The sequence below is a fragment of the Pseudoalteromonas sp. SG43-1 genome (assembly GCF_014164415.1).
GTDB lineage: Bacteria > Pseudomonadota > Gammaproteobacteria > Enterobacterales > Alteromonadaceae > Pseudoalteromonas > Pseudoalteromonas distincta.
The window spans coordinates 19,137-43,628 of sequence record NZ_JACJFD010000027.1; the positions used below are offsets into that span (position 1 = coordinate 19,137).

General features: G+C 40.4%; 23 protein-coding genes. 6 read left to right on the top strand and 17 right to left on the bottom strand.

Annotated features, from left to right (window positions below):
• Positions 1-73 precede the first annotated feature (73 nt).
• From acnA to H5159_RS16705, 3 genes are all read right to left on the bottom strand, one after another.
• Entirely contained in the window at positions 74-2,818 is a 2,745-nt protein-coding gene (gene acnA, locus H5159_RS16695; protein WP_182780693.1) for an aconitate hydratase AcnA, read from the bottom strand.
• 205 nt (positions 2,819-3,023) lie between these two features.
• Positions 3,024-3,452 (bottom strand): hypothetical protein, encoded by a 429-nt coding sequence (locus H5159_RS16700; RefSeq protein ID WP_182733752.1) that lies wholly within the window; start codon positions 3,450-3,452, stop codon positions 3,024-3,026.
• Positions 3,453-3,554: 102 nt separating this feature from the next.
• Positions 3,555-3,938, bottom strand: a complete 384-nt coding sequence (locus tag H5159_RS16705) for an RNA-binding S4 domain-containing protein (protein ID WP_182724786.1) — start codon at positions 3,936-3,938, stop codon at positions 3,555-3,557.
• Positions 3,939-4,194: 256 nt separating this feature from the next.
• Here H5159_RS16705 and H5159_RS16710 point away from each other — a divergent pair, with 256 nt between their 5' ends.
• Both H5159_RS16710 and H5159_RS16715 read left to right on the top strand, forming a co-directional pair.
• Entirely contained in the window at positions 4,195-4,482 is a 288-nt protein-coding gene (locus tag H5159_RS16710) for a hypothetical protein (RefSeq protein ID WP_165728334.1), read from the top strand.
• Between the two features lie 56 nt (positions 4,483-4,538).
• The gene (locus H5159_RS16715; protein WP_182733754.1) at positions 4,539-5,201 is read left to right on the top strand and encodes a hypothetical protein; all 663 of its coding nucleotides are present in this window, start codon (positions 4,539-4,541) and stop codon (positions 5,199-5,201) included.
• 9 nt (positions 5,202-5,210) lie between these two features.
• Here H5159_RS16715 and H5159_RS16720 read toward each other — a convergent pair whose 3' ends face one another.
• The 5 genes from H5159_RS16720 to glnA all read right to left on the bottom strand — a co-directional run bounded on the left by H5159_RS16720 (position 5,211) and on the right by glnA (position 10,293).
• Entirely contained in the window at positions 5,211-5,669 is a 459-nt protein-coding gene (locus tag H5159_RS16720) for a cyclic nucleotide-binding domain-containing protein (RefSeq protein WP_010554789.1), read from the bottom strand.
• A gap of 29 nt (positions 5,670-5,698) precedes the next feature.
• Positions 5,699-7,084, bottom strand: coding sequence for a nitrogen regulation protein NR(I) (ntrC, locus tag H5159_RS16725; RefSeq protein ID WP_182696281.1), 1,386 nt, complete (start codon positions 7,082-7,084; stop codon positions 5,699-5,701).
• 14 nt (positions 7,085-7,098) lie between these two features.
• Positions 7,099-8,169, bottom strand: coding sequence for a nitrogen regulation protein NR(II) (gene glnL / locus H5159_RS16730; RefSeq protein ID WP_002961118.1), 1,071 nt, complete (start codon positions 8,167-8,169; stop codon positions 7,099-7,101).
• Between the two features lie 82 nt (positions 8,170-8,251).
• A complete protein-coding gene (locus H5159_RS16735) occupies positions 8,252-8,773 on the bottom strand; it encodes a DUF4124 domain-containing protein (RefSeq protein ID WP_182671859.1) in 522 nt (173 codons plus the stop codon).
• Between the two features lie 113 nt (positions 8,774-8,886).
• Positions 8,887-10,293: a glutamate--ammonia ligase gene (gene glnA, locus H5159_RS16740; protein WP_002961121.1), complete on the bottom strand. Its 1,407-nt coding sequence runs from the start codon at positions 10,291-10,293 to the stop codon at positions 8,887-8,889.
• Between the two features lie 507 nt (positions 10,294-10,800).
• Here glnA and typA point away from each other — a divergent pair.
• A complete protein-coding gene (gene typA, locus H5159_RS16745) occupies positions 10,801-12,624 on the top strand; it encodes a translational GTPase TypA (RefSeq protein ID WP_002961123.1) in 1,824 nt (607 codons plus the stop codon).
• Between the two features lie 353 nt (positions 12,625-12,977).
• Here typA and H5159_RS16750 read toward each other — a convergent pair whose 3' ends face one another.
• From H5159_RS16750 to H5159_RS16760, 3 genes are all read right to left on the bottom strand, one after another.
• The gene (locus H5159_RS16750; RefSeq protein WP_182780694.1) at positions 12,978-13,706 is read right to left on the bottom strand and encodes a CBM9 family sugar-binding protein; all 729 of its coding nucleotides are present in this window, start codon (positions 13,704-13,706) and stop codon (positions 12,978-12,980) included.
• 67 nt (positions 13,707-13,773) lie between these two features.
• Complete coding sequence (locus H5159_RS16755) at positions 13,774-14,853, bottom strand: MBL fold metallo-hydrolase (protein WP_182716054.1); 1,080 nt, start codon at positions 14,851-14,853, stop codon at positions 13,774-13,776.
• A 74-nt stretch (positions 14,854-14,927) separates the two neighbouring features.
• The gene (locus H5159_RS16760) at positions 14,928-15,584 is read right to left on the bottom strand and encodes a DUF2959 domain-containing protein (protein ID WP_182716053.1); all 657 of its coding nucleotides are present in this window, start codon (positions 15,582-15,584) and stop codon (positions 14,928-14,930) included.
• Positions 15,585-15,671: 87 nt separating this feature from the next.
• Here H5159_RS16760 and H5159_RS16765 point away from each other — a divergent pair, with 87 nt between their 5' ends.
• Positions 15,672-16,577 (top strand): virulence factor BrkB family protein, encoded by a 906-nt coding sequence (locus H5159_RS16765; protein ID WP_002961130.1) that lies wholly within the window; start codon positions 15,672-15,674, stop codon positions 16,575-16,577.
• Positions 16,578-17,015 carry a D-aminoacyl-tRNA deacylase gene (gene dtd / locus H5159_RS16770; RefSeq protein WP_024597209.1) on the top strand — a complete coding sequence of 146 codons (438 nt, stop codon included), beginning with the start codon at positions 16,578-16,580 and terminating at the stop codon, positions 17,013-17,015. It abuts the gene before it with no gap.
• Here dtd and H5159_RS16775 read toward each other — a convergent pair.
• Complete coding sequence (locus H5159_RS16775; RefSeq protein WP_024597210.1) at positions 17,004-17,717, bottom strand: spermidine synthase; 714 nt, start codon at positions 17,715-17,717, stop codon at positions 17,004-17,006. The two genes, dtd and H5159_RS16775, sit on opposite strands and share 12 nt — an antisense overlap.
• A gap of 246 nt (positions 17,718-17,963) precedes the next feature.
• Here H5159_RS16775 and H5159_RS16780 point away from each other — a divergent pair, with 246 nt between their 5' ends.
• A complete protein-coding gene (locus H5159_RS16780) occupies positions 17,964-18,857 on the top strand; it encodes a bifunctional GNAT family N-acetyltransferase/hotdog fold thioesterase (protein ID WP_002961136.1) in 894 nt (297 codons plus the stop codon).
• 72 nt (positions 18,858-18,929) lie between these two features.
• Here the strand turns inward: H5159_RS16780 and H5159_RS16785 are convergent, their stop codons facing one another.
• The 5 genes from H5159_RS16785 to dapA all read right to left on the bottom strand — a co-directional run bounded on the left by H5159_RS16785 (position 18,930) and on the right by dapA (position 24,318).
• Complete coding sequence (locus H5159_RS16785; protein ID WP_024597211.1) at positions 18,930-19,967, bottom strand: phospholipase A; 1,038 nt, start codon at positions 19,965-19,967, stop codon at positions 18,930-18,932.
• A gap of 378 nt (positions 19,968-20,345) precedes the next feature.
• On the bottom strand, positions 20,346-21,467 hold the full coding sequence (locus H5159_RS16790; protein ID WP_182712465.1) for a succinylglutamate desuccinylase/aspartoacylase family protein: 1,122 nt from the start codon (positions 21,465-21,467) through the stop codon (positions 20,346-20,348).
• A 5-nt stretch (positions 21,468-21,472) separates the two neighbouring features.
• Positions 21,473-22,678, bottom strand: coding sequence for a PLP-dependent decarboxylase (locus H5159_RS16795; protein WP_024597213.1), 1,206 nt, complete (start codon positions 22,676-22,678; stop codon positions 21,473-21,475).
• Positions 22,678-23,418, bottom strand: coding sequence for a 2,3,4,5-tetrahydropyridine-2,6-dicarboxylate N-succinyltransferase (locus H5159_RS16800; RefSeq protein ID WP_002958799.1), 741 nt, complete (start codon positions 23,416-23,418; stop codon positions 22,678-22,680). The genes H5159_RS16795 and H5159_RS16800 overlap by 1 nt, the downstream gene beginning before the upstream one ends.
• A gap of 15 nt (positions 23,419-23,433) precedes the next feature.
• On the bottom strand, positions 23,434-24,318 hold the full coding sequence (dapA, locus tag H5159_RS16805) for a 4-hydroxy-tetrahydrodipicolinate synthase (protein WP_002958800.1): 885 nt from the start codon (positions 24,316-24,318) through the stop codon (positions 23,434-23,436).
• Positions 24,319-24,492: the final 174 nt, after the last annotated feature.

Below are 24,492 nucleotides of genomic sequence, written 5' to 3' on the forward strand. Positions count from 1 at the left end.
AACAAACAACACATATAAAAAAGCCCAGCTTATTACTAAGCTGGGCTTTTAGATGTATTAACTACTGTCTTTGTTAGTCGAGCATATTACGCAGTACATATTGTAAAATGCCGCCGTGTTTGTAGTAATCCCACTCTTTAGGGGTATCAATACGTACGTCTGCACTCAAGGTTACTTTTTTACCTTCGGCATTTGTAGCAATAACGGTAACTTCATCGGTTTTATCGTACAGGCCATCAATATCAAATTGTTCTTGCCCTGTTAACCCATGTGTCTCGTAGCTTTCACCCTCTTTAAATTGCAGCGGTAATACACCCATACCAATTAAGTTAGAGCGATGAATACGTTCATAGCTTTGTGCTACAACGGCTTTAACGCCTAATAAAAGTGAGCCTTTAGCAGCCCAGTCACGAGATGAACCCGTGCCATATTCTTTGCCCGCTAAAATAATGAGTGGAGTATTATTTTTTTGATACTCCATTGCTGCATCATAAATACTCTCTAGCGTATCGCCAGGCTGAGTACGTGTTACGCCACCTTCAGTACCAGGAGCTAGTAAGTTTTTAAGACGCACATTAGCGAACGTTCCACGCATCATTACTTCGTGATTACCACGGCGTGAGCCGTACGAGTTAAATTGCGCTTTATCTACACCTTTCTCTTGCAAGTATAAACCTGCTGGCGCTTCTGCTTTAATAGCACCCGCTGGAGAAATATGGTCAGTGGTTACTGAATCTCCAAGTTTAGCTAAACAACGTGCACCTTCGATAGAAGGAATGCCCGGTGGTTCTACTTTCATACCATCAAAAAAGGGTGCTTTTTTAATGTAGGTAGATGCATCATCCCAATCGTAAAGTTTGCCATCCGGTATTTTAATTTGCTGCCAACGGCTATCGCCTTCGTAAACGTTAGCGTAGCTTTTTTCAAACATTTCTTTAGTTACGGTTTCTTTAACTAAGTCACTTACTTCTTTAACGCTTGGCCAAATGTTTTTAAGGTAAATATCGTTACCGTTAGCATCTTGAGCAAGGGGTTCGTTGTATACGTCAATATCGGTTCTACCTGCAATGGCATAAGCTACGACAAGCGGAGGAGAGGCTAAAAAGTTCATTTTAACATCTTGGTGAATACGCCCTTCAAAGTTACGGTTACCCGATAAAATAGAGCTCACTACTAATTTATGTTTTTGAATCGCGTCTGATATTTCACTTGCAAGTGGCCCTGAATTACCAATACACGTAGTACAGCCGTAGCCAACTAAGTTAAAGCCTAGGCTTTCTAGGTCATCCATCAGGCCTGCTTTTTCTAGGTAGTCGGTAACTACTTTTGAGCCTGGAGCAAGTGATGTTTTAACCCAAGGTTTTACATTAATGCCTAACTGTTTCGCTTTTTTAGCAACCAAACCAGCAGCTAAAATAACACTTGGATTAGAGGTGTTGGTACAGCTGGTAATTGCGGCAATAACACAAGCGCCATCGTTTAGCTCAAACTCTTGGCCTTTAAATTTAACTTTAGCGGCACCCATAAACTGCGCTTCGTTAACTGGCTCATCTGGATTTGTTGTCGGCCCTTCACTCTCAATACGAGCTTGTTCTTCATCGCTTTTATCGCGACGAGCCATACGTTCGTCTTGGAAGCCTTTTAAATGATCGCCAATAACTTTGCCAGCTTCGTTTAAGGCAATTCTATCTTGTGGGCGTTTAGGGCCTGCAAGGCTTGGTACAACGTCATCTAATTTAAGCTCAAGTGTATCGGTATAATTAGCTTCGTCGCCATCGTTACGCCATAAGCCTTGATGCTTAGCGTAATCTTCAATTACTTTTAAGTGTTTTTCGTCGCGGTTTGTTAAGCGAAGGTAGTTAATGGTCTCATCATCAATTGGGAAAATACCACACGTAGCGCCGTATTCTGGTGCCATATTGGCTATGGTTGCTCTATCGGCAAGTGGTAGGTCGGCAAGGCCGTCACCATAAAATTCTACAAATTTACCCACTACGCCATGATTACGCAGTATTTCGGTTACTGTTAACACTAAATCGGTTGCGGTAGTACCTTCAGGTAAACGTCCGCTTAGCTTCATACCTACTACTTGTGGAATGAGTAAGCTAATTGGCTGACCAAGCATGGCTGCTTCAGCTTCAATGCCGCCTACACCCCAACCAAGCACACCTAAGCCATTAATCATGGTGGTGTGAGAGTCAGTCCCTACAAGCGTATCTGGGTAAGCGAATTTTTTGCCGTCGCGCTCTTCATTAAAAACAACGCGCGCTAAGTATTCTAGGTTTACTTGGTGAACAATGCCGGTTGCTGGAGGCACTACTTTTAAATTATCAAAAGCGGTTTGTCCCCAACGTAAAAATTCGTAACGTTCTTTATTTCGGTCGTACTCAAGTTTTGCATTTAAATCAAATGCACCATCATTTCCGTAGCCATCTACTTGTACCGAATGATCAATCACAAGTTCAGCAGGCGATAACGGGTTTATTTTTGCAGGATCTCCACCTAGCTTTTCCATTGCATCACGCATCGCGGCTAAATCTACAATAGCGGGTACGCCGGTAAAATCTTGCATAACAACACGGGCGGGAGTAAAGGCAACTTCAGATGCAGGCTTTGCTTGAGGATCCCAATTAAGAAGGGCTTGAATGTCTTGTTCTTTTATATTTACGCCATCTTCGTTACGAAGAAGGTTTTCAAGTAGTACTTTTAAGGAAAAGGGCAATCGTTTCGCTTTGTCGCCAAGTCCTTTTAGAGAATGAATATGATATTGCTCACCATTTATTGTGAGCTGATGTTGGGTATCGAAACTATTATTCATTATTTGCCCCTTTATGAATTATAAAAATGTTTTGAAGAGTGACCTCTGTAGTGTTCGAGTTGCAAAGTACATACCAGTGTAAAAAATCGCGTTTAGAGAACGAATTTTATACAGTTATTATAGTAGAGATGATGCTGAAAAATTTAATTTCAAGAGATGATTTAAAAGAAGAGATAGGGTCAAAAGTTATTTCGACCCTTATTAATTACTGTAACCAACCTTGTTGCTTACCTTTAATACTCAAGCAAAGTAAAGCGATGGCAATAATGATTACAAAAATAGGCATAAATACCGCACTTGCGCCAAGTAGCTCAATACTATTTATGACCACAAAATTATAATATTGCTGAATTAAAATAGCGCCGAGCGATAGCGCAAAAGTAGGTGTTGCCAGCGCGTTTTTAGCAAGTAAAAACAGACAACCCAAAGTACTTCCAAATACAGCTACAGCAAATGCAATGGTTGACCAAAGAGGGATGTCAGAGTAGGCAGCTTGTTGATCTAACGGAAGTTTACCTATCATTTCGGGTGTCATCATCATGTGCATAGCAAATGCAATAACGCCAAGTAAGTTCCATACGAGTGCCGCCCATACCGCGGGTTTAAACCAGGTGGCTGGTGTGTTTTGTGACATATTATTACCTTGTTTTTATTATTATTAGCTAGGTAATTAAAGAGCAAAAAGGCCAACTATACAAGGTGGCCTTTTTATATAAAAAGAGGGTTTTTTAAATACTTAACCAAATGAAATAGGACGACGACCTGTTTTATCGTCAACTTTAGGCTTTTTAGTGCGCTTGCGCTTAGCTTTAGCTGGCTGATTTGTTGGTTGTGGTGCAGCTTGCTTTGATTCTGCTTGAGGTTGTGCCGCAGGTTTTTCTGCAGGAACTGCATCTTCACTTAACGCAAGTTGAAAAAACTCACCATCGAATTCTAGTACATCGCCACTGTATAATTTTTTCCGCTTTATTGTACAAATTTCATGGTTAACACCCACATAGCCTTCAGTGATTAGGTTTTTAGCTTGGCCGCCACCTTCAACTAAGTTTAATACTTTTAATAATTTACAAAGCTCAATCGGCTCTTCTTCTAACTCTATTTCTATATATTCTTCGTTCATATTTGCTCTCGGTGGGGTAACGCACAGGCTTTAGTATAAAGGCTTACAGCGACTTTTGCACCAAAGCAAGTAACTTTAGATAGCTGTAATACACAATTAGTTATGAAAGTTTTTAGGTATTTTATCTGTCTTTAAAAAAACTGAAGCAATTAAAAGTTAAGCTTCGTTGCAATCTTTTTTACGTATGGCTCGCTAATTGCTAAAACTCTGGCGGATTAATCAATGTGTAATGAATACATATAAAACGGAGTAGAAAATGGGCGTAAGATTAGCAATGAAAAAAGAGCTAATGGGCTTAGATAATTCAGATATGTTGACCGCAGATGATGTTAGGTCACACCTTACTAATCAAGTAAAAGAGCAAAAGGAAAATGCTGAACGTGGTTTTTCTGTGATTTCAAAATTTAACGATCACCATAGTCGCTTAGTGAGTGGCGATATGAAAAAAAAATCGGTACTTGAATTTCAACGCCATCGTTTATTTAAAGAAGTTTTATACACCCGTAAAAGTGTTGATGCGTGGTTAAATAGCCAAATTAGCTGATTTGCTATTTATCGAATTTCAATTAGACTACACTTGTAATCTAATTGGGGTTGATGATGAAAAATATACTCTTAGTGTGCTTGGCCTTTTTATTAGGTGCATGTCAGCAACCCACTGTGTATGTTTATACACAAGCATTGAGCGCAAATCAAAAGCAGCAGCTAGAAGCTAAACTGGCTGCTCAAACTCTACCTTATAAATACCAAAATATTGCAGTACCAAAAGCATATAAAAATGCGACGTTAATTGTCTCTTATAACGACTTTGATAGCGGGCAGTTAGAGCACTTAACACTAATAATGCAAAGCATGGGATTTGAACCTGACATTATTTACAGCAAAGCAGAGAATCATCACTACACTAATGGAAATATAGGTTTTTATTTACGTTCAGCTTTACAAAGCACCGAGCTAAGTATGCCAAATATTATGCTTACAACGGGTTGCTTAAACGATAAATATAACAATATGCGCGTTTCATTTGACGGAAAAAAGGCGCAATTTACATTACCAAGTGGTGCTAAAGTGATGTTGGATTGGGAGCTTATTGAACCGTACTTAGTTATTTATTATCAAAATACATCGCAATCGTACACGCATACTACGCCTAAAATAAGCACACCCTTTGGTCAAAAACCGTCAGATACTTTTATTTACAATGCACATTTAAATAAACCAGCTTGGCTTAACTGCTCATTACAAATTGTTTATATGGATTGAGTGATAAAATTAACCGTGAGTTTCTATATGCTCGCTGAGCTTTGCAATACGCAAGCTCATACCTTCTATAATTCGGTCTTTAATTTTTTCACGTATTACATTAGGCAAGCGGGTAAGTGCTTCAGGGGTAATAGCAAGAACTATGCTGTCGGTTTTAGCGCGTGCGCTAGTGCTGCGTTCTCGGTTATTTATAAAAGCGCCTTCACCTATAAATTCACCGGGCTCTATAGTACCAAGTTCTAGCAAATGATTATGTTTAAATACTAATAGCGCGCCGCTAAGTACAATATATAAGCGCTTGTCGTTATCGTATTGTTTAAATAAAAACTGATGCTGACTTACTAAATATAACAGGCCGAACGACTCCAATAAGACTTGGCGCTCGCTGAGCGTAAATTCCTTAAAAAAGTGCAGCCTGTTTATAATTTCCATTTGTTTAAACAAAGGAATATGTTCGATTAGCTTCATCAATAACCAAATATGTTAAAAGCGTTTAATCAGCTAATATTGCGCTCTTTTAATTTTCGGGTCAACGTGTTGCGTCCCCAACCAATTTTTATAGCAGCATCTTGCTTATGACCAGAACAATTAGCCAGGGCGGTTTTAATTAAACGAGTTTCTAGCTGGGCTTGAATGTCAGGCCAAATATTTTCTTTGCCTTGTTTAAGCTCTTGATTAAGCCATTGCTGAAACGCATCTAGCCAATCACCTTCTTCTTGGGTCGGTGAAGCATCCAGAATTTCCGGCGGTAAATCTTGCTCGCTTACAAGCTCACCCGGTGCCATAACTGTCAGCCAGCGACACGTATTTTCTAATTGGCGTACATTACCTGGCCAATTAAATAAACGTAATTGCTCAGTCGCTTTAGGGCTCAGTACTTTACTTTCTACTTGTAGCTCTTTAGCGCTTTTATGTAAAAAGTGTTGCGATAAGCTTTCTATATCTTCAGTACGCTCTCGAAGAGCAGGTAAACGTAGGCGCACAACATTAAGACGATGAAATAAATCATCCCTAAACTTGCCTTGTTTAACTAAATCTTCAAGGTTTTGGTGCGTAGCTGCAATAATGCGTACGTCCACTTTTATACTTTGATGGCCACCAACGCGATAAAACTCACCATCGGCAAGAACGCGTAATAAACGTGTTTGCACATCAAGTGGCATATCACCAATTTCATCTAAAAATAGTGTACCGCCATTGGCTTGCTCAAAGCGGCCTTTACGTACGCTATCGGCGCCCGTAAACGCGCCTTTTTCGTGGCCAAATAACTCTGACTCAACAAGCTCTTTTGGAATGGCCGCCATGTTAAGTGCAATAAATTGATTTTCTTTACGTGGGCTATGGTTATGCAGGGCGCTGGCGACAAGTTCTTTACCTGTGCCAGATTCACCATTTATTAATACGCTCATGCTAGAGGCCGATAGTTTACCTATCGCTCTAAACACTTCTTGCATAGCGGGTGCTTCACCAATAATGTGGGCACTTTTTGGTGGAGCTTGCTTTCGCTTAGTTTTTTTAGTGGAGTTTGCTCTGCATGCGCTTTCGACTAGCGCCACTGCTTCGTTTAAATCAAACGGCTTAGCTAGGTATTCAAAAGCACCTTTTTGGAATGCATTAACTGCAGAGTCCAAATCTGAGTGGGCAGTCATTATAATAACTGGCAGCCCAGGGTTTTGCTCTGCTATAAGCTCAAGCAACGCCATGCCATCCATACCAGGCATTCGTACGTCCGAAACTAAAACAGTAGGTTGACTAAACTTTAATGCGCTTAATACATCTTGCGCATTAGCAAAGCTTTCTGCGTTAAACCCTGCACGGGTTAGTGCTTTTTCAAGTACAAATCGAATAGAAGCATCATCATCTACAAGCCAAACTGTTTTCATGCAAACTCCAAACATTAATCTGCAAAGGGCAGATAGATATTAAATTCAGTATGTCCAGGCCAGCTATCACATTCTATATAGCCATCATGTTGATCTATCAGCGTTTGCGCTATTGAGAGTCCTAACCCTGAGCCATCTTCTTTATTGGTGATCATAGGGTAGAACAGTGTTTCACGTACACTGGGATCAATACCTGGTCCGTTATCAGATATTTGGATCAACAAGGCTTTTTTAGGTGCTTTACCTGGGCGACGATGCTGATGATTAATGCGGGTTTTTATTGTTATTTCACCGCCATCTACAAGCGCCTGCTGAGCATTTCGAACAATGTTTAATACTACTTGCTGAATTTTACCTTGATCAATGTATACATCAGGAATGCTTGGGTCGTAATCCTTAACCAAGCTAATGTTAGAACAATTATCTAACGTACTTAGTCGTGCAACTGATTCAAGTGATTGATGTATATTGCCATACGATTTTTGCGGAAGCTGATTTGGCCCTAAAAGCCTATCTACTAATTCGCGTAATCGGTCAGCTTGCTCAATGATAAGTTCAGCACATTGGTCTCTTTCTTGTTGATCAACCTCATACTGCAATAACTGCGCCGCTCCGCGAATTCCACCTAAAGGATTTTTAATTTCGTGAGCTAAGCCTCTTATTAGATTTCGGGCTGCTTGGTATTGATGCATTTGATTAGACGCTTGGTCGTGCTTAATTTCGTCATCGGTTTGGCGCCACTCAAATAAAATATAAAGTGAGCCATCAAACTTAATTTGTCGTGTACTTACGGCTACTTTTGCATGGCGAGAATCGCTAAAAACCACGTCAGCTCTGTGCTGCTGGCAATCTACACCTTCAACTAATGAGTATTGTTCTATACGCTGCAAATCGATTGAATGGTAATTAAAAAGACTATCGAAAGGCTGATCTAATAGGCGCTTGTTACCAAGGCCAAGCAGTTCGCTAGTACTGGTATTGGCATAGACAACGGTGAAGTTTTTATCAAGCAACATGATAGCGGTTGTTTGATTTTGCCAAATAGCATCGAGTAGCTCAGGGCTAAAGTTTTTATTATTAATCATAGTTGCACCATTTTAGTGCGTAAATATTTACAAGCAAGTTATATAGTAAAATACACTGCTGCACGTTTAGTAATGCCCCAATTTAGTTACTTAGGTTTAGCCCTTTTCGGTGCATAAAAAATATGCAGGGCTCACTTATAGCAATAACTTGGTTTTTACTATTAAAAAGCTTTAATTGTAGTGTGTGCTCACCACGTTCTACATCTCTTATTGCAAAGGTTGAACTGTCACTGGCTGGGCCATGTGCTTTGCCATCAATAAAAAGTTGTATAGTAAAACCAGTTTCAAAGCGTGGTTTTATTCGGCTAGTAACATAAACAGTGCCGGTATTTTCACGAATAGTCTGGTTATGATCAGGTGAGGAAATGGCAATACTAAAGGCCGCTTGTTGGGGCTGGGGTTGCTCGTCAAAAATGTCAGTATTTGTTGCAGGCATATTAAGATCTTGGCTGGTAAGCTTTACCTCTTTAGCACCTTTATGAGGGGTGTCAGAGAACACTAATACGCCATTTTTATCTTTCCAAGCGTATATCTTTGTTTCACCAGCGTAACCATAATTGCTTAATCCTAAAGCAATTAATAGTAATAAAATCTTGTTGTTCACTCTGCAGCCCTGCATTTTTGTCGGTAACTTAACTTTAGTGGAGATTGATTAATTTTACCATTAAAAAAGCCCGCAAAGCGGGCTTGAGAACACACATATTTTATACAGCTAAATTAACAGCTGTAGTACATTTCAAACTCAACTGGGTGAGTTGTCATGTTAAGCTTTTCAACTTCTTTAGATTTAAGTTCGATGTAAGCATCGATTAAGTCGTCAGTGAATACGCCACCTTGAGTTAAGAATTCACGGTCTGCGCTAAGTGCAGATAGTGCTTCGTCAAGTGATGCTGCAACAGTTGGGATTTCTGCTGCTTCTTCAGCTGGTAGGTCATATAAATCTTTATCCATAGCATCGCCAGGGTGGATCTTGTTTTTGATACCATCAAGGCCAGCCATAAGCATTGCTGAGAAAGCAAGGTATGGGTTAGCAGTTGGATCAGGGAAGCGTACTTCAATACGACGACCTTTTTCAGATGGAACCACTGGGATACGGATTGATGCAGAACGGTTACGTGCAGAGTATGCAAGCATAACTGGTGCTTCAAAACCTGGTACTAAACGTTTGTACGAGTTAGTAGAGGCATTTGCAAAAGCGTTAATTGCTTTAGCATGCTTGATGATACCACCAATGTAGTAAAGCGCATCTTCAGAAAGGCCGCCGTACTTATCACCAGCAAAAAGGTTTACACCATCTTTAGCAAGTGACTGGTGACAATGCATACCAGAACCGTTATCACCAACAACTGGCTTAGGCATAAACGTTGCTGTTTTACCGTATAAGTGAGCCATGTTATGGATAACATATTTCATTTCTTGAATTTCATCCGCTTTTAATACCATTGTATTAAAGCGAGTAGCAATCTCGTTTTGACCTGCTGTTGCAACTTCGTGGTGATGTGCTTCTACTACTTGGCCCATTTCTTCTAGAACTAGACACGTAGCTGAACGCCAATCTTGGAAGTCATCAACAGGAGCAACTGGGAAGTAACCGCCTTTAATACCTGGACGGTGACCTGTGTTGCCATCTGCATATTCTTTATCTGAGTTCCAAGCAGCTTGCTTAGAGTCAATTTTGTACATAGAACCAGACATATCTGATTTGTATTTAACGTCGTCAAATACGAAAAACTCTGGCTCAGGGCCAAATAAAACTGTATCTGCAATACCTGTAGAGCGCATGTAATCTTCAGCACGCTTAGCAACAGAACGCGGGTCGCGCTCATAACCTTGAAGCGTAGAAGGCTCTACTACGTCACAACGTACGATTAATGTTGATTCTTCAGTGAAAGGGTCTAGTTTGATTGATTCAGCAACTGGCATTAATACCATGTCTGATTCGTTTATGCCTTTCCAGCCTGCAATTGAAGAACCGTCAAACATTTTACCGTCTTCAAAAAAGTCTTCATCAACTTGGTGATGAGGAATAGATACATGTTGTTCTTTACCCTTAGTGTCAGTAAAGCGTAAATCAATGAACTTAACGTCATTTTCTTTAATAAAATCTAAAACCGATTGTGACATGTGTCCTCCAACTATTGGGTTTTGTTATTGCTGCATAATTGCTTTGGGATTTACTAAGCTGATTTTGTGCCATTTTTATAACTAGCTGTTTATAAATTAAAAAAATATCGTTGCATCAAAATGGAATGTACAAACGCACTATATTGGTGCGTAAATTTTCCTTTTTGGTGCAAAATTTACAGGGCACAATTTGCTGCTAATTTAATCGCTCGAAAATAGCATAACCTAAATGCAAAAGAGTACCAAAAAGATCAGCAAAATAGCCAAAAAGGCTGTTTTACAAAAAAAATTTGAAATTTAATTCATATAATTGTCATATATAAAACAGATACTTAGTAAAAGTATTGAGAAAGTTTTGAAATTTATATTGGATAAACTTTCATCCATGTCATTAATGAGGGATAATATGCGCCCTTTTAAATCCTATGCTGGGACATCTCGCGAAAGCGTGGATGAGTGCGTAGATCTTGCAGGATCAATGAGAATTTAATTTCTCTGAGTAAATATATGAGCATCGAACAGTTAAGAAATATAGCGATTATCGCGCACGTTGACCATGGTAAAACAACACTGGTTGACAAACTACTTGAGCAATCAGGTACATTAGAAACACGCGGCGGTAACGAAGAGCGCGTGATGGACTCAAACGACATTGAGAAAGAACGTGGTATTACCATTTTGGCTAAAAACACAGCCATTTCTTGGAATGACTACCATATCAATATCGTAGATACCCCGGGACACGCCGATTTCGGTGGTGAAGTTGAACGCGTACTTTCGATGGCTGACTCAGTATTATTACTTGTTGATGCTCAAGAAGGTCCAATGCCGCAAACGCGTTTCGTTACGCAAAAAGCATTCGCGCAAGGCTTAAAGCCAATCGTCGTTATCAATAAAATTGATAAGCCAGGCGCTCGTCCAGATTGGGTTATGGATCAAATCTTTGATTTATTCGACAACCTTGGCGCGACTGACGAACAGTTAGACTTTAAAGTAATCTACGCTTCAGCAATCAACGGTTGGGCAACACTAGATTTAGACGAACCATCAGACAACATGGAACCTATGTTCAAGATGATCGTTGAAGAAGTATCACCACCGGATGCAGATCCTGAAGGTGACTTCCAAATGCAAATTTCTCAACTAGATTACAACTCTTATGTTGGTGTAGTTGGTATTGGTCGTATTAAACGTGGTTCTGTTGCTCCTAACCAACAAGTTACTATTATCAGTGCTGATGGCACTACACGTAATGGTAAAATTGGTGCAGTACAAAGCTACCTAGGTCTTGAGCGTATCGAAACTGATAGAGCTTACGCTGGTAACATCGTAACTGTAACAGGTATTGGTGAGCTTAAGATTTCTGACACAGTTTGTTTCCCAGGAAACGTTGAAGCATTACCACCACTAAGTGTTGATGAGCCAACTGTAACAATGACATTCTCTGTAAATAACTCACCTTTCTGTGGTAAAGAAGGTAAGTTTGTAACGTCACGTAATATCCGTGAGCGTTTAGACAAAGAATTAGTACACAACGTAGCACTTCGCGTTGAAGATACTGCAAGCCCAGATAGCTTCCGTGTTTCTGGTCGTGGTGAATTACACCTAGGTATCTTAATCGAAAACATGCGTCGTGAAGGTTACGAGCTTTCAGTTTCTCGTCCAGAAGTTATCTTACGTACTGTAGATGGCGTTCTAGAAGAACCGTTTGAAACAGTGACTATTGACTGTCAAGAAGAGCATCAAGGTTCTGTTATGGAACAAGTTGGCCTACGTAAAGGTGAACTTACTAACATGACTCCAGATGGCAAAGGCCGTATGCGTTTAGACTTCATGATCCCAAGCCGTGGTTTAATTGGTTTCCAAACTGATTTCATGACGCTTACTTCGGGTTCTGGTCTGATGTACCATACGTTCGATCATTATGGTCCTCATAAAGGTGGCGCTATCGGCGTTCGTAAGAACGGCGTAATGATTGCAAACGCAACTGGTAAAGCACTTACTAACGCATTATTCAACTTACAAGAGCGCGGCCGTTTATTCATCGGTCACGGTGTTGAAGTATACGAAGGTATGGTTATCGGTATTCATAACCGTGATAACGACCTTACAGTTAACGCCCTTAAAGGCAAGCAGTTAACTAACGTACGTGCATCTGGTACTGATGAAGCGCAAACGCTTTCTCCACACCTTAACTACTCACTTGAGCAAGCGCTTGAGTTCATCGATGATGACGAGCTAGTTGAAGTTACTCCACTAAACATTCGTATCCGTAAGAAACACCTTACAGAAAACGAACGTAAACGTGCGGGTCGTGCACCTAAGTCATAATCTATTAATTTAGAATAATGATTTTAAAAGCCGCTGTATTGCAAAATACAGCGGCTTTTTTGTGGATGAAAATAAGAGCTGTTAGCTATAGTCGTCAGTTGAAAGTATTTAGTTAAAAATTATATGACTACTGTTTTGAGATGAAATTTCCATAATATATTTACCTCTAAAAGCGCAGCGCCTCTTAACCTCTTTGTGAATAATTTACTTAAAGATCTTTTGCACAAGGAGAAGAAAGAGAGAGAGCTGAAACAGCCGATAATGCAAAGTATCTGTGTTTTTTGGTGGGGGGGTCGTTGGGTCTCACTTCGCTCAACCCAACATACATGTTCAATTATTTTATTGGTAGTAACTTACTTTTTAGGAAGTAGGGTTATTTTGCCAAATACGTCGGCATCTATAAAACCACGATTTCTGTCGCCATTTACTGGTTGTACTTCGTGTGAGCCCATAAAGTGCTCGCGCACGTCACTGCCATCGTTATCGCAATACGCTAACATAAACCCGATTACTTGCTTTTCGCTAAGTGTAATTGGGGTGTTATTAGCACCTTCTTTATAATCATTTGGGTAGAGCTTTATCGCTACTTCCCAGGTGATGTTAAAGGGCGCGGTGGTGTTGCGCTTCCAGTTACTAACTAGGTGGTCGGTATACAAATGGGCTTTTTTATCAGGTCCGTAATCGGCAGCTTGGTTATCAAGGCCAATATGGTACGCCAATGCGGTGTGATTAAATTGATGATTACCACCCGATGCATCGCTATCAATAAATACTTCAAGCGCATCGTCATCCCAATATTTATAGGTTGGATCTGCGTGTGTATCTATTAGAACATCATCCACAATATCGGCTTGTAGGTATAAATAGTTTTGATCCCACAATAAACGATAACGCCCTTTAAAGTCGGCATCGTTTGATGGCAGTGTGCCATCCATTAGATAAGGCATGTCGTGCCAAGCGGCTTTATCCCATACGCTTTCTGATACGCCATCAATAGTAATTGGAGTTGATGTATGTTCAACATCAATAGCCATTGCTGGCGTGCTTAATAAAAAGCTTAAGGCGAGTGCTAATTTCTTCATTAATCTCTCAATTTTATTGTCGATTCGTCTTAATGTAATAACAATCTTAAAACAGCTAAGTAAATAGTTACAGTGAAATACTTTCGCCTTCGTTTAAAATATACAGCGGTACTTTTGAATCCATTTTATTGTACATATGCAATAAGCGCAGCAGGGCTGAATGACTGCTGTGGTCGCCCATTTTCCAACTTGAGTTACCGTATCCCCACGGTATCATTACTTTGCAGTTAAGCTCTTGTGCTGCGTTGAGCGCGTCTTCTGGTGTGGTGTGAACGTAACGATAAAATTTACCACTTTCTTTACTGTAGTAAGAAGCGATTGGGATTAAGCATACATCTATATCGCCATATTTTTGCTGTATGTCTTTAAAATGTTTTGAGTAGCCTGTATCGCCTGCAAAAAATAAGGTGCTACCGTTTTGTTCAAGCAGCCAGCCATTCCATAAGTCTTTATTGTTATCTTCGTAAATAAAGGGCACTAATACGCGAGCGCTAAAATGATGAGCTGGCACGGCGTTAATAACTAAGTCGTCAATGTTGGTTGTTGAGTACCACGGCATTTCGCTAATGTTAAAACCGCCGGTAGGGAAGTTGTCGGCCATCCCGAGTGGTGTTAAATAGCGAGGTTTATTGCCAATGCTTTGTATATCGGCTTTATTAAAATGATCGTAATGAATATGCGAATACATTACCGCATCAATATTTTCGAGTTCTTGCTCACTAGGCCAAGCGCCTGCTTTACGATAAATGCCACCGCCGAGTTTAAAGCCAAGTGCCACTGGAGAATCAAACTGATTTTTTACCGGATCAAACAGCACACTTTGACCATTTGGAGTGTTAATAACAAAACTAGCGTGACCAAGCCAGCGTACGGTATAGCCAGTGCTAAGTTGTGGTTTAGTTTGCTGGCCTTGGTACTGGCAGTTTTCGCTGCCGGTTTTGCATAGTAAGTCTGGGTGAGCTGGGTAGCAGTTTTCAGTACAGGTAGTGGGATATGTTTTTTCACCTGTGTATAAATTTTTATAACGACCGTTCTTATCATTAATAACAACAACTGAGTCAGAGCTGGTAATACGATTAATATTATTAGGTGCACCGCAGGCCGTTAATATACATAAGAGTATTGCTGCGATTAAAAAGCGTTTCATTGTAAATCCCTTTTAGCATTCCCTTTAACATAAAAAAGCCTGCAATTAAGCAGGCTTGTTAAAGTAACAAATGATTAGCCAGCGCTATTCATTTGTTCAATAAATTTATTTGAATCGGCAATCGATTTGTTCATGTCGTTCATCAACAATTGAATATCGCGCTTAAGGTTAGTGAATTCACCTTTAATAGCCGATACCGCTTGTGCATTTAAGTTATGCTTTAAGTATAAAACGTTATCATGAAGCGAGGTTAATACTGGCTCCATTTTACTCTCTGCGCTGCGCATTGAGCGTAATAGCTGATCAAATTGACGCTTAGTCGCGGTTAGCTTTTTGCTGCTTTCACGCTTAAGTGACGCGCTTTTGTATTGCTCTAACTCATCGCTCCACTCATCAAACAGAGCTTCTGCCACGTCTTCTACTTTGTTGATGTTAGTTGATACTTCGTTAGCGGCATTTAAGCTCGACTCGTAATCGTCGTTTAATTGATTGTAAGTGTCTTGTAGTTCGCCACCATTAAAATCGATTAGAGTAGTTAAGCGCTCTAGTGCCGATTTAAATTCTTCTTGTGACTCTTGTTGCGAGTCTTTGGTTTCTTCTACGCGGTCAATAAGAATATCGCGTTTGTGAACACCCACTTTTTCCATCGCAGAATAATAAGCTGATTGGCAGCCAGTTAAAGTAAGTGCTACGACAAGCATTGAAACACTGAGTAATGTTTGTTTTTTCATTTGAATTCCTGTTTACGAGCGTTAGTGCTGTAAATTATGGCGCTGATTGTTATTATAATCAAAACTATATAAGCACAAGTCAATTGTATGAATGATAAGCTCTCACATTACAAACAGCAAGTTAAGTCCTTTATACGCCAGCAGCCTGGTTGGTGGATGCAGTATTTTAATCGGTGTATAGACGATCAAATAACGGTTAATGCAGGTTACCTTGCTTACGTAACCCTTCTTTCTTTAGTGCCTTTAATTGCGGTGGGTGTTGCTATATTTTCAGCTTTTCCGGGCTTTGAATCTACTCGCATGGAAATTGAGAGCTTTTTGTTTACCAACTTTGTCCCTACCTCTACCGATGTTATTAGAGAGCACATTAGCTCCTTTGCCGGTAACGCTAATCAAATGACGGCGGTAGGTATTGGCTTTTTAGCTGCAATAGCCTTGCTGTTAATACGTAATGTAGATGCCACACTAAATCGAATTTGGCGAATTAAGAAAAAACGCCCAATGATGATCTCATTTGCTGTGTACTGGATGGTTTTGAGCTTAGGGCCTGTATTACTCGGAGCGAGTATTGGTGTTACCTCTTATATTGTATCTTTGGTATCGTTTGCTGATCAGGGTATTCCTGGGTTTAGCGGGTTTTTGTTAAAGTTATTGCCGTATGGGATTTCGATGGTGGGCTTTATTATGCTCTACACCTTAGTGCCTAATACGCGTGTATCGTTCAGAGCGGCAATACCTGGCGCTTTTTTTGCGGCACTTTTATTTGAGCTGACTAAAAAAGGGTTTGCACTTTATATTAGCCATTTTCCTTCGTACGAAGTTATTTACGGCGCAGTAGCAACCATTCCTATTTTGTTTGTATGGGTGTATTTATCGTGGGTCGTTGTTTTGCTTGGCGCTGAATTTACTGCGTGTATTAGCCCAAATGATATTCCAGAAACACCAGAACTTGAACTAGAAGATGATGAACCAGCAGTAAAGGACACAGTTTAAATGCAAGGTTTAATACAACGCGTAAAGCATGCCAAAGTAGAAATTAACAACCAAGTAGTAGGTGAAATTAGCCAAGGTATATTGTTGTTGCTGGGCGTTGAAAAACACGACGATACGCAAACGGCCGATAAGCTTTTACACAAGGTAAGTAATTATCGTATTTTTACTGACGAAAACGACAAAATGAACTTAAGCCTTAAAGATATTAAAGGTGAGTTACTGGTGGTTTCGCAATTTACGCTAGCGGCTGATACTAAAAAGGGTATGCGCCCTAGCTTTTCATCTGCGGCAACGCCAAGCCAAGCTAATGAGCTTTACGAGTACTTTGTTGCTCAAGCTAAAGAGTTGGGGCTTACAATAGCCACCGGTGAGTTTGGTGCCGATATGCAAGTAAGCTTGTGTAACGATGGGCCCGTTACGTTTAACTTATCTGTTTAAGTTTTTGGTTACCACGACAATATGATTTACATAGCCCGTAATTTTTTGCGGGCTAACATTACAACCAAATACATCGAGTAATAGCTGCTGAAGTTGCTTTAATTGCGACTCATGCTGCGATAAAAAGTTAATAAATAGCACACCGTTGTTATTTAAAGCCGAGTAAATTTTTTTATAAAATGCCTCTTCAAATAAAAATCGAGGTGCATCTATCTGGCTAAACAAATCTAAAATAATCCAATCAATATTTTGCGCACTTTTTAAAATCTGTTGCGCATCGGCGCAAAGCAGTTGCTCATTTTTATTTGACGAAAAAAATTGGGTATAGCAATCAATAATATCAGCGTTTTTTTCAACCGATGTTATTTGTGCTTTAGGGTATTTGTATTGTAAATAATTACGAATTGCTCCGCCGCCGAGGCCTAGTTCTAACACTTTTTGTGGCGGCTTAAGAGCCTGCCAATGCTTACCTAGGCATAATAAATGTGGAAAAAGTAATAAATCCGGGTTATTTAAATCAATAACAGATTGAAGAGTGTCGTTAATCAGTAACCAGCGTAACGGCTCGTGCTCACGTACTTGAATGTGATCGCCACTGCATTTATGCCAATAGATTAACTGACCAATGCTGTGGCTATTTTCAATAAATTGATCGCCCAGCAAACCCGTCAGTGAATTTATATAATTGATTTTTTCCATCATATTCTCAGCATAAACTAGCAACGTTAAAGCGCAATGGCCTTTGCCATTATTTTTTACGTTATTTTACAGCCATCACCAAAGTCGTATTTGCAGTTTTTTTAAGATGGAGTATGGTATTTGCCATAAATAATACCAACGGACTTAATTATTTAAGCTTTTTAGTTTGGTAGATAATCAATACTATTAGTATAGCGCCGTAGCCTTTTTTGACTTTTATTTACGGCTTATATAACAACAGGAGTATGTATGTTTCAGGTAAGCACCCCACAAAGTAGCGAAGATTGGCAAGCGTATTATCAATTGCGTTGGCAAGTATTACGCGCGCCTTGGGGCGAGCCTCGTGGCTCTGAACAAGACGATATGGAACAAGACTCTGAGCACCGCTTTATAAAAAATAAAGAAGGCGAAGTGCTAGGTGTAGCACGTTTGCACTTTAACAATCATGAGCAAGCACAAGTGCGCTATATGGCGGTTGCAGAGGGTAATCGTAACCAGCATATTGGTAGTCGCTTACTGCACGAGCTTGAAAAAATTGCATGGGTTCAAAACGCAGGCGAGCTTGTATTGTTTGCACGCGAACGAGCGCTTGAGTTTTATAAACGCCACGGTTACGAATTAAAAGAAAAAGCGCACTTAGCGTATGGCGATGTTCAACACTTTAAAATGGTAAAGCAAAAACCGTCTGAGCCAGGTTGGTTTCGTCACCCTAATTGGACGCAAGTACTACAAAATACGTGGCGTGAGTCTATTCCAATTAGTGACGCGATGGGTATTAAGGTAGAAAGCTATACCGATTGGCAATTTACAACCAGCGCCGACCTAGACGCTAACTTAAACCTACATAACACAATGTTTGCAGGTTCTATTTATAGCTTGGCCACGCTAACAGGTTGGGGCGCTACGTACTTAGCACTTAAAGAAGCTGGGCTTGAAGGTAATATTGTATTAGCCGATGCTAACATTAAGTACTTAAAACCGCTTACTACCGACCCACGTGGTTGTGTTGATATACAAACCTGTAAGGGCAAGTTAAGCGATTTAGAAACCGACGGTAAAGCAAGTTACGTAGTGCCAGTAACTATTTACGATGGTGATAACGTGGTTGCAGAATTTGAAGGGCAGTTTGTAGTAAAAAAATAACTGTTTAGCTGTTCAAAACACAAAAAAGCCAAGCAATGCTTGGCTTTTTTGTGCGTAAAACTTAGGGAAGTATTACAGCAAATCGGTTAATAATATACCGACACCAATACGTTCTACATCCGCATTGTAATCAATTAAGCTTTCGCCATAACCGTTAAAGTATTGTGCATAACCACGAACGCGACCCCATAAAGGAAACGACCAGTCGAGTTGAATTGCACCGCGATTATCTGAATTTAAATTGTTACGCGTCATAAAGCTAAATTCATGGTCATGAAAACGATACGCGCCGCTAAATTCAAAGTAACCCATGTATTTGTATATGTCTGGGTTGTCGTCGCCATTGGCTTCTAAAATATCTTCTTTTTCGTCCTCAGCTATGCGATACCAAGGTTTAAAGCTAAAAACAAAGCCCCTATTTTCCCAAATAAAGTCTGCGTAAATACGGTTCCACGAACGCGAGTTTGGTTGGCTTCGACCGTTTGATTGGTGCGAAATACCTAATGCGATTGCCATTTCGTCGCCCCATAATACGTTTTCTGGGTCGAGGTAATTTATCCAAAATATCTCTGGTTCGTAGTTTGTTTCACGAAATGGAGACGAAATTTCTGAGTTATAAATCTGCCAATATGATTGCAGTGTAAAGCCAAAAAATATGGCTTGGTCTTTATCCGAAAAATCATCGTAAAGAGGCACTTTTATCGATAGCTGATATTTGGCTTCTAGATTGTCGAGCGGTTCGCCGTCGCTATCATCTGTTAGTGCATCAAAACCATCAAAAGGGCGATCGTTTGGGTGTGATACGTACGAAAGCGGTAAAATATAGTTACGCTTATGTGGCGTAATTACATTTCTATTTTTTTTACCTACTTCTTCACGGGCTTGGCGTTTATCAAGCGCGGTAAGTTGTTTATTTTCTTCAAGAGCTGAACACTTTTTACGAAGGTCGTCTAATGTCTGTTTACCATCTCCGCCAATTACCTCATTTAAAATACACTGTTTTACAAGCTCGATGTCGTTGTCTTGCTCGTTTGTAGCAACTTCTTCTTCTTGTGCGAAGGTAGCGGTACTAATTAAAGCAGAAAGAGTTATCCAGTGGCGCCAGCTCATTGTAATTCCTTGTGAGTTTGGGTTGTTGTATGCGTTAATTTAATTATAACGTCTTTTTACATATGTAACGGTGAACTTTTACTGAATTTGTATTCATAACAAGGTCCATACGTATACAAAGTAAATATAGATCAAAAGAAAAGCGGCCTAAGCCGCTTTTCTAATGCAAATTAACTACTTTAGTTAATTTATACCAATTTTGTTAAAAACATGATCATTCTAGCGTATTAAATAACTCACTAACTACGTTAAAAATTATTTATATAGAACAACTATGTACCATAATTTTAGCCTTGTTATTAAGCTATTTCCTTATCGCTATAATAGATCACTAATTTAATGCAATTGGTATTACTCTCACGCAATGAGAAGGGTGAGCTAAAGCTCAAATATGTTAGTAAAAAACTTATAAAGCTCGGTACCTTGATTAACACTCGCTGAGGCAAAGTGCAAAATAGCAATTGCATCGCAATCAAGAGTAAGTGTTTGCAATGGTTGCTCACTTAAGTAGCGCTCCATGCGTAAAATATTGGCAATAGGCTCACCGGCTTTAATGTGCCCGCCAAGTGGGGCTAAGTATTCAACCATGCCGCCAATAGGGGCGTAATAGGCAAAGTAGTCATCTAAATTACATGCATAACGAGTCATATTAACTGGCGTATGCGGTGCGTTTTGTAATACGCCTTTGTGATTTAAGTAACTTAAAATGCTGTTTGCATCGTTTAATGCTTCTTTTAAGTCTATTTTTTCTTGGCTGCCTAGCTCTACAGTAAATGCTTCTACAGCTATTGATAATTCGCGACCTTGTCCGCTAAGCGCATCACTTAAATGCCACCATGGGCAAAAGTTAGCTTCATCCATAGCGCCGTCAAAATCACTAGGAATAAGCAATACATGTTCAATATTAAAGTAACGTGCGCTGTCGGTTGCATAGGTTGGGCAGTACAGATGCTTGCTTGAAATAGGGCCTGTGTGTAAATCGAGTACTATATCAGCCTGATGAGCGAGCTTTTGTAAGTTAAGCGCAATGCGTTTACCCGTATTGAGTAAATAAGCAGGGCCGTTAAGTTTGCTATCTACTTCGTCAATAAGTGCCTGTTTGAAGTTACTTTTTAATGTAGCGTCGTCATACTGAGTATGATTTTGTGCAAACTGTGCCACTAAATTTTTATTGTAGTGATACATGCGATTCCAATTAGTGCCCGTAATCGGATCGAACCTGCCAAGGGTAAACTCGCCAGATTTTTGATTACAGCCAATCGGATTTGCATAAGGTACAAGGGTAATATCGCCACTAAGGTTAAGGTGTTTTAATTGCTCAAGCAGCTGAAAAATAACTGCGTTACCTTGCACTTCAGCGCCATGCATATTGGCCTGAATGTAAACACTTGGCCCTGTGCCATCACCTTTTAAACGATACACAGGAATTGTAAGTGGTAAGCCGTTTGCAACTTCCCCTACTACAATGTTCTCTTGGCTAATGTGTGTTGTATTACTCATACTTGTTACCTTAAATAATGGCTGGCATTTTCGGCTTGGCGAACACAGGTAAGTGTACCGTTTTGCAAGGTGTACTCAGCAGCTAGCTCATGGCATAAAAAATACGGCATACTTTCGGTAAAGCCGTAAGCACCGCATTGGCTAAACACTAGCCAGTCGTGCTCATTTAAATCGCTTGGTAAGTTATGTTCACCCAAGCAATCAAGCGCTGTACAAAGTGGGCCATATAAAGTGACCGCTTGAGTTTTAGCACTGGATTCACGCAGTAATGCAGCAGGAAAGTCCTGGCTGGTAACAGCAGGGCGTAATAAGTGATTTATACCGCCGCTTAAAATTACTTGTTCTTGATTGTAGTTTTGTTTGCGCTCTACTACTGGGTTTGCGTAATGACCGCATTCGCCAACGGCATAGCGACCAAGTTCCATCCATAATTCTTCTACACCCGCATCATTTTTAATTTTAGCTAGCGCAGCAATTAAGTCATCCCAATCAAGTGTTGCTTCGTTTTGTGTATAAGGAATACCTAAACCGCCGCCTAAATCGAGAATTTTAAGGCTAATATTTAAATCGCTGGCAAGTTGGCTAAGAGGTGCAATCATTTGTGACCACAAGTCGCTTAGTTTTTGAGTGCTAAGCATGTTGCCCCACTGAAAAATATGCAGGCCGTCAAATTTAAGCGCAGGGTAGTCAGCTACATTGAGTGCTTGCCACTCATTACAACCCAAACCAAACGGCGTAAGGCTGTCGCCGCCCAGTGGGTTTTTTTCACCTTCAGGCCAGCGTAATTGTACACGCAGTAATACTTGTAACTGCGTATTTTGTAGTTGCGCTTGTTGGTTTAACCAACGTACTTGATTGAGGCTTTCTGCTACGAATATACGCACGCCGCGCTCAATAAAGTGTTTTATTTGTTTAGGGCTTTTTGCAGGCCCTGTGTTGAGCACGCGCTGCGAGCTAATACCTTGTGCTAGTACTTGCTCAAGCTCACCTTTACTTGCTACGTCAAAATTAAAGCCAGCACTGTCTAAGCTTTGAATAATTTTAGACAGTGGGTTTGCTTTTACCGCGTACCACAGCTTTACATCGGTTTGCGCAACTAAACGCGCAAGATGCGTGTTTAGTTGATCTAGGTCGTAAACAAAAAAAGGTGTATCAAGTTGTTGTGTAATAGTATTTACAGCGGTTTTGATAGGCGTGCTCAAAAAGCTCATTATCGTAAAACCTCTTCAAGCAATAACGATGCATCGCTTTTCTCGTCGCGGTATTTAACTATTAACGCACACGACATGCTTAGGCCTTGCTCGCGCGCCCATTCGTTTGATGCAGGGCGAGAGCCCGGTATTACAATCGCGTACTCTGGGATTGGCTCGCCTTTATCTAGTTGGCGCTCGTTTACGCAGTCGTATACTGGAATAGTTGCTGATAAACGCACGCCAGGGGCAAGTACTGCGCCTTTTTTAATGACTACGCCTTCAACAATAATACAGCCTGCACCAATAAATGCGTCATCTTCAACCACTACTGGGCTTGCACCAATTGGCTCAAGTACACCACCAAGCTGAACTGCAGCACTTAAATGTACGTTTTTACCTACTTGTGCACAAGAACCCACCAATGCGTGGCTATCTACCATTGTGCCTTCGTCGATATATGCGCCAATGTTTACATACGCTGGTGGCATAATAATCGTGCCTTTAGCAACATAAGCACCACGGCGAACACTTGAGCCACCTGGTACCATACGGACGCCATCATCAGTACTAAATTCTTGCGGAGCTAGGTTATGTTTATCAACAAAGCCGCCTGCAAATTCAGTATTAGTGCCATTTTTAAAGGCTTCTAAAATGCCTTGCTTTACTTCTACGTTAGCTTGCCATTGGCCGCTTTCGTTTTGTGATGCAGCGCGTACTGCGCCCGATTCTAAATTATTTAATAGTTCTAACCAGCTCATTATAAAAACCTGTATTTAATGCCAAGATAAAATGGTGTTGTTTGCAGTTGTAATGCAATCGGTTTGAGTTAACTCAAGATGTGTTAAAGGTGGACGAAGTTGCGGGCTGCTTAAGCGGCCTTGCAAATGCATCAGTACCTTTACGGGAATAGGGTTTGCGACAGCAAATAGGCTATTAATAGCGCTTGACCACTGGGCAAATAAATTAGGGTGTTGACCACTTAAACTGCGCTTAACAAACTCGTGAGTTTGTTCAGGCCATGCGTTTGCAGCTACCGACACCAAACCTTTTGCGCCAGCTTGAGCAAAATAAGGCATTAGCGCATCGTCGCCACTAAAAATAGCTAAATTAGGCGCCGCTTGGCGGTAAGCTTCAAACTGAGCAATACTGCCGCTCGCTTCTTTTAACGCCCATAAATTTTTATTGTTTTGTAAGTTTTGAATTGTTGCCGCTGGGATGCTAACAGCGCTTCGACCGGGTACGTTATAAAGCATACATGGATGAGCGCTTGCATTTAGTAGGCTTTCAAACCAATGAGTTTGACCTATAGCGCCAGGCTTTGCATAAAGCGGTGAGCCAAGTAAAAAGCTATGAATTGGGAGTGTATTACAGTAGTTAACCCACTCAATTTGTTGCTTTAAGTTACTACCGCCCACAGCTACCATGAGTGGTACTGTTGGTTTTAGCTGGCATACGTGCTCAACAATGGCTTGTTGTTCTTTTAGCGTTAGTGCTAAACCTTCGCCCGTACTGCCAAGTAGCAAAATACCGTTATGTGCCGCTTCTTGATCACTAACCAGCTTAGTTAACGTGTTGTAGTCAACATCGCCGTGTTGATCAAATGGCGTAACGAGCGCGGTCCACAGTGAGTAGTCGTTTAAATTGAAGTTGTTGATCATCTCTCACGAACTTATAATTTGTACCAATTTTATTAAAAACGTGATCATTTTAGCGATAACTAATTTAATGCAATTGGTATTATTCGAAGAGTTAAAAAGCTTTATGGAAGGAGCCGCATTAACGTCGTTCGAACTAATAATTCGAAGAGCGAATGGGCTTAAAATAATAGGGCG

What these genes read in the sequence shown, in the direction of transcription:
- H5159_RS16795 (WP_024597213.1), bottom strand. Translation starts at nt 22,678, where the DNA reads ATGAGCTTTTTGAGCACGCCTATCAAAACCGCTGTAAATACTATTACA.
- H5159_RS16750 (WP_182780694.1), bottom strand. Translation starts at nt 13,706, where the DNA reads ATGAAGAAATTAGCACTCGCCTTAAGCTTTTTATTAAGCACGCCAGCA.
- H5159_RS16800 (WP_002958799.1), bottom strand. Translation starts at nt 23,418, where the DNA reads ATGAGCTGGTTAGAACTATTAAATAATTTAGAATCGGGCGCAGTACGC.
- H5159_RS16715 (WP_182733754.1), top strand. Translation starts at nt 4,539, where the DNA reads ATGAAAAATATACTCTTAGTGTGCTTGGCCTTTTTATTAGGTGCATGT.
- ntrC (WP_182696281.1), bottom strand. Translation starts at nt 7,084, where the DNA reads ATGAAAACAGTTTGGCTTGTAGATGATGATGCTTCTATTCGATTTGTA.
- glnL (WP_002961118.1), bottom strand. Translation starts at nt 8,169, where the DNA reads ATGATTAATAATAAAAACTTTAGCCCTGAGCTACTCGATGCTATTTGG.
- H5159_RS16765 (WP_002961130.1), top strand. Translation starts at nt 15,672, where the DNA reads ATGAATGATAAGCTCTCACATTACAAACAGCAAGTTAAGTCCTTTATA.
- H5159_RS16775 (WP_024597210.1), bottom strand. Translation starts at nt 17,717, where the DNA reads ATGATGGAAAAAATCAATTATATAAATTCACTGACGGGTTTGCTGGGC.
- H5159_RS16700 (WP_182733752.1), bottom strand. Translation starts at nt 3,452, where the DNA reads ATGTCACAAAACACACCAGCCACCTGGTTTAAACCCGCGGTATGGGCG.
- dapA (WP_002958800.1), bottom strand. Translation starts at nt 24,318, where the DNA reads ATGATCAACAACTTCAATTTAAACGACTACTCACTGTGGACCGCGCTC.
- H5159_RS16710 (WP_165728334.1), top strand. Translation starts at nt 4,195, where the DNA reads ATGGGCGTAAGATTAGCAATGAAAAAAGAGCTAATGGGCTTAGATAAT.
- typA (WP_002961123.1), top strand. Translation starts at nt 10,801, where the DNA reads ATGAGCATCGAACAGTTAAGAAATATAGCGATTATCGCGCACGTTGAC.
- H5159_RS16790 (WP_182712465.1), bottom strand. Translation starts at nt 21,467, where the DNA reads ATGAGTAATACAACACACATTAGCCAAGAGAACATTGTAGTAGGGGAA.
- H5159_RS16720 (WP_010554789.1), bottom strand. Translation starts at nt 5,669, where the DNA reads ATGAAGCTAATCGAACATATTCCTTTGTTTAAACAAATGGAAATTATA.
- H5159_RS16780 (WP_002961136.1), top strand. Translation starts at nt 17,964, where the DNA reads ATGTTTCAGGTAAGCACCCCACAAAGTAGCGAAGATTGGCAAGCGTAT.
- H5159_RS16760 (WP_182716053.1), bottom strand. Translation starts at nt 15,584, where the DNA reads ATGAAAAAACAAACATTACTCAGTGTTTCAATGCTTGTCGTAGCACTT.
- glnA (WP_002961121.1), bottom strand. Translation starts at nt 10,293, where the DNA reads ATGTCACAATCGGTTTTAGATTTTATTAAAGAAAATGACGTTAAGTTC.
- acnA (WP_182780693.1), bottom strand. Translation starts at nt 2,818, where the DNA reads ATGAATAATAGTTTCGATACCCAACATCAGCTCACAATAAATGGTGAG.
- H5159_RS16705 (WP_182724786.1), bottom strand. Translation starts at nt 3,938, where the DNA reads ATGAACGAAGAATATATAGAAATAGAGTTAGAAGAAGAGCCGATTGAG.
- dtd (WP_024597209.1), top strand. Translation starts at nt 16,578, where the DNA reads ATGCAAGGTTTAATACAACGCGTAAAGCATGCCAAAGTAGAAATTAAC.
- H5159_RS16785 (WP_024597211.1), bottom strand. Translation starts at nt 19,967, where the DNA reads ATGAGCTGGCGCCACTGGATAACTCTTTCTGCTTTAATTAGTACCGCT.
- H5159_RS16755 (WP_182716054.1), bottom strand. Translation starts at nt 14,853, where the DNA reads ATGAAACGCTTTTTAATCGCAGCAATACTCTTATGTATATTAACGGCC.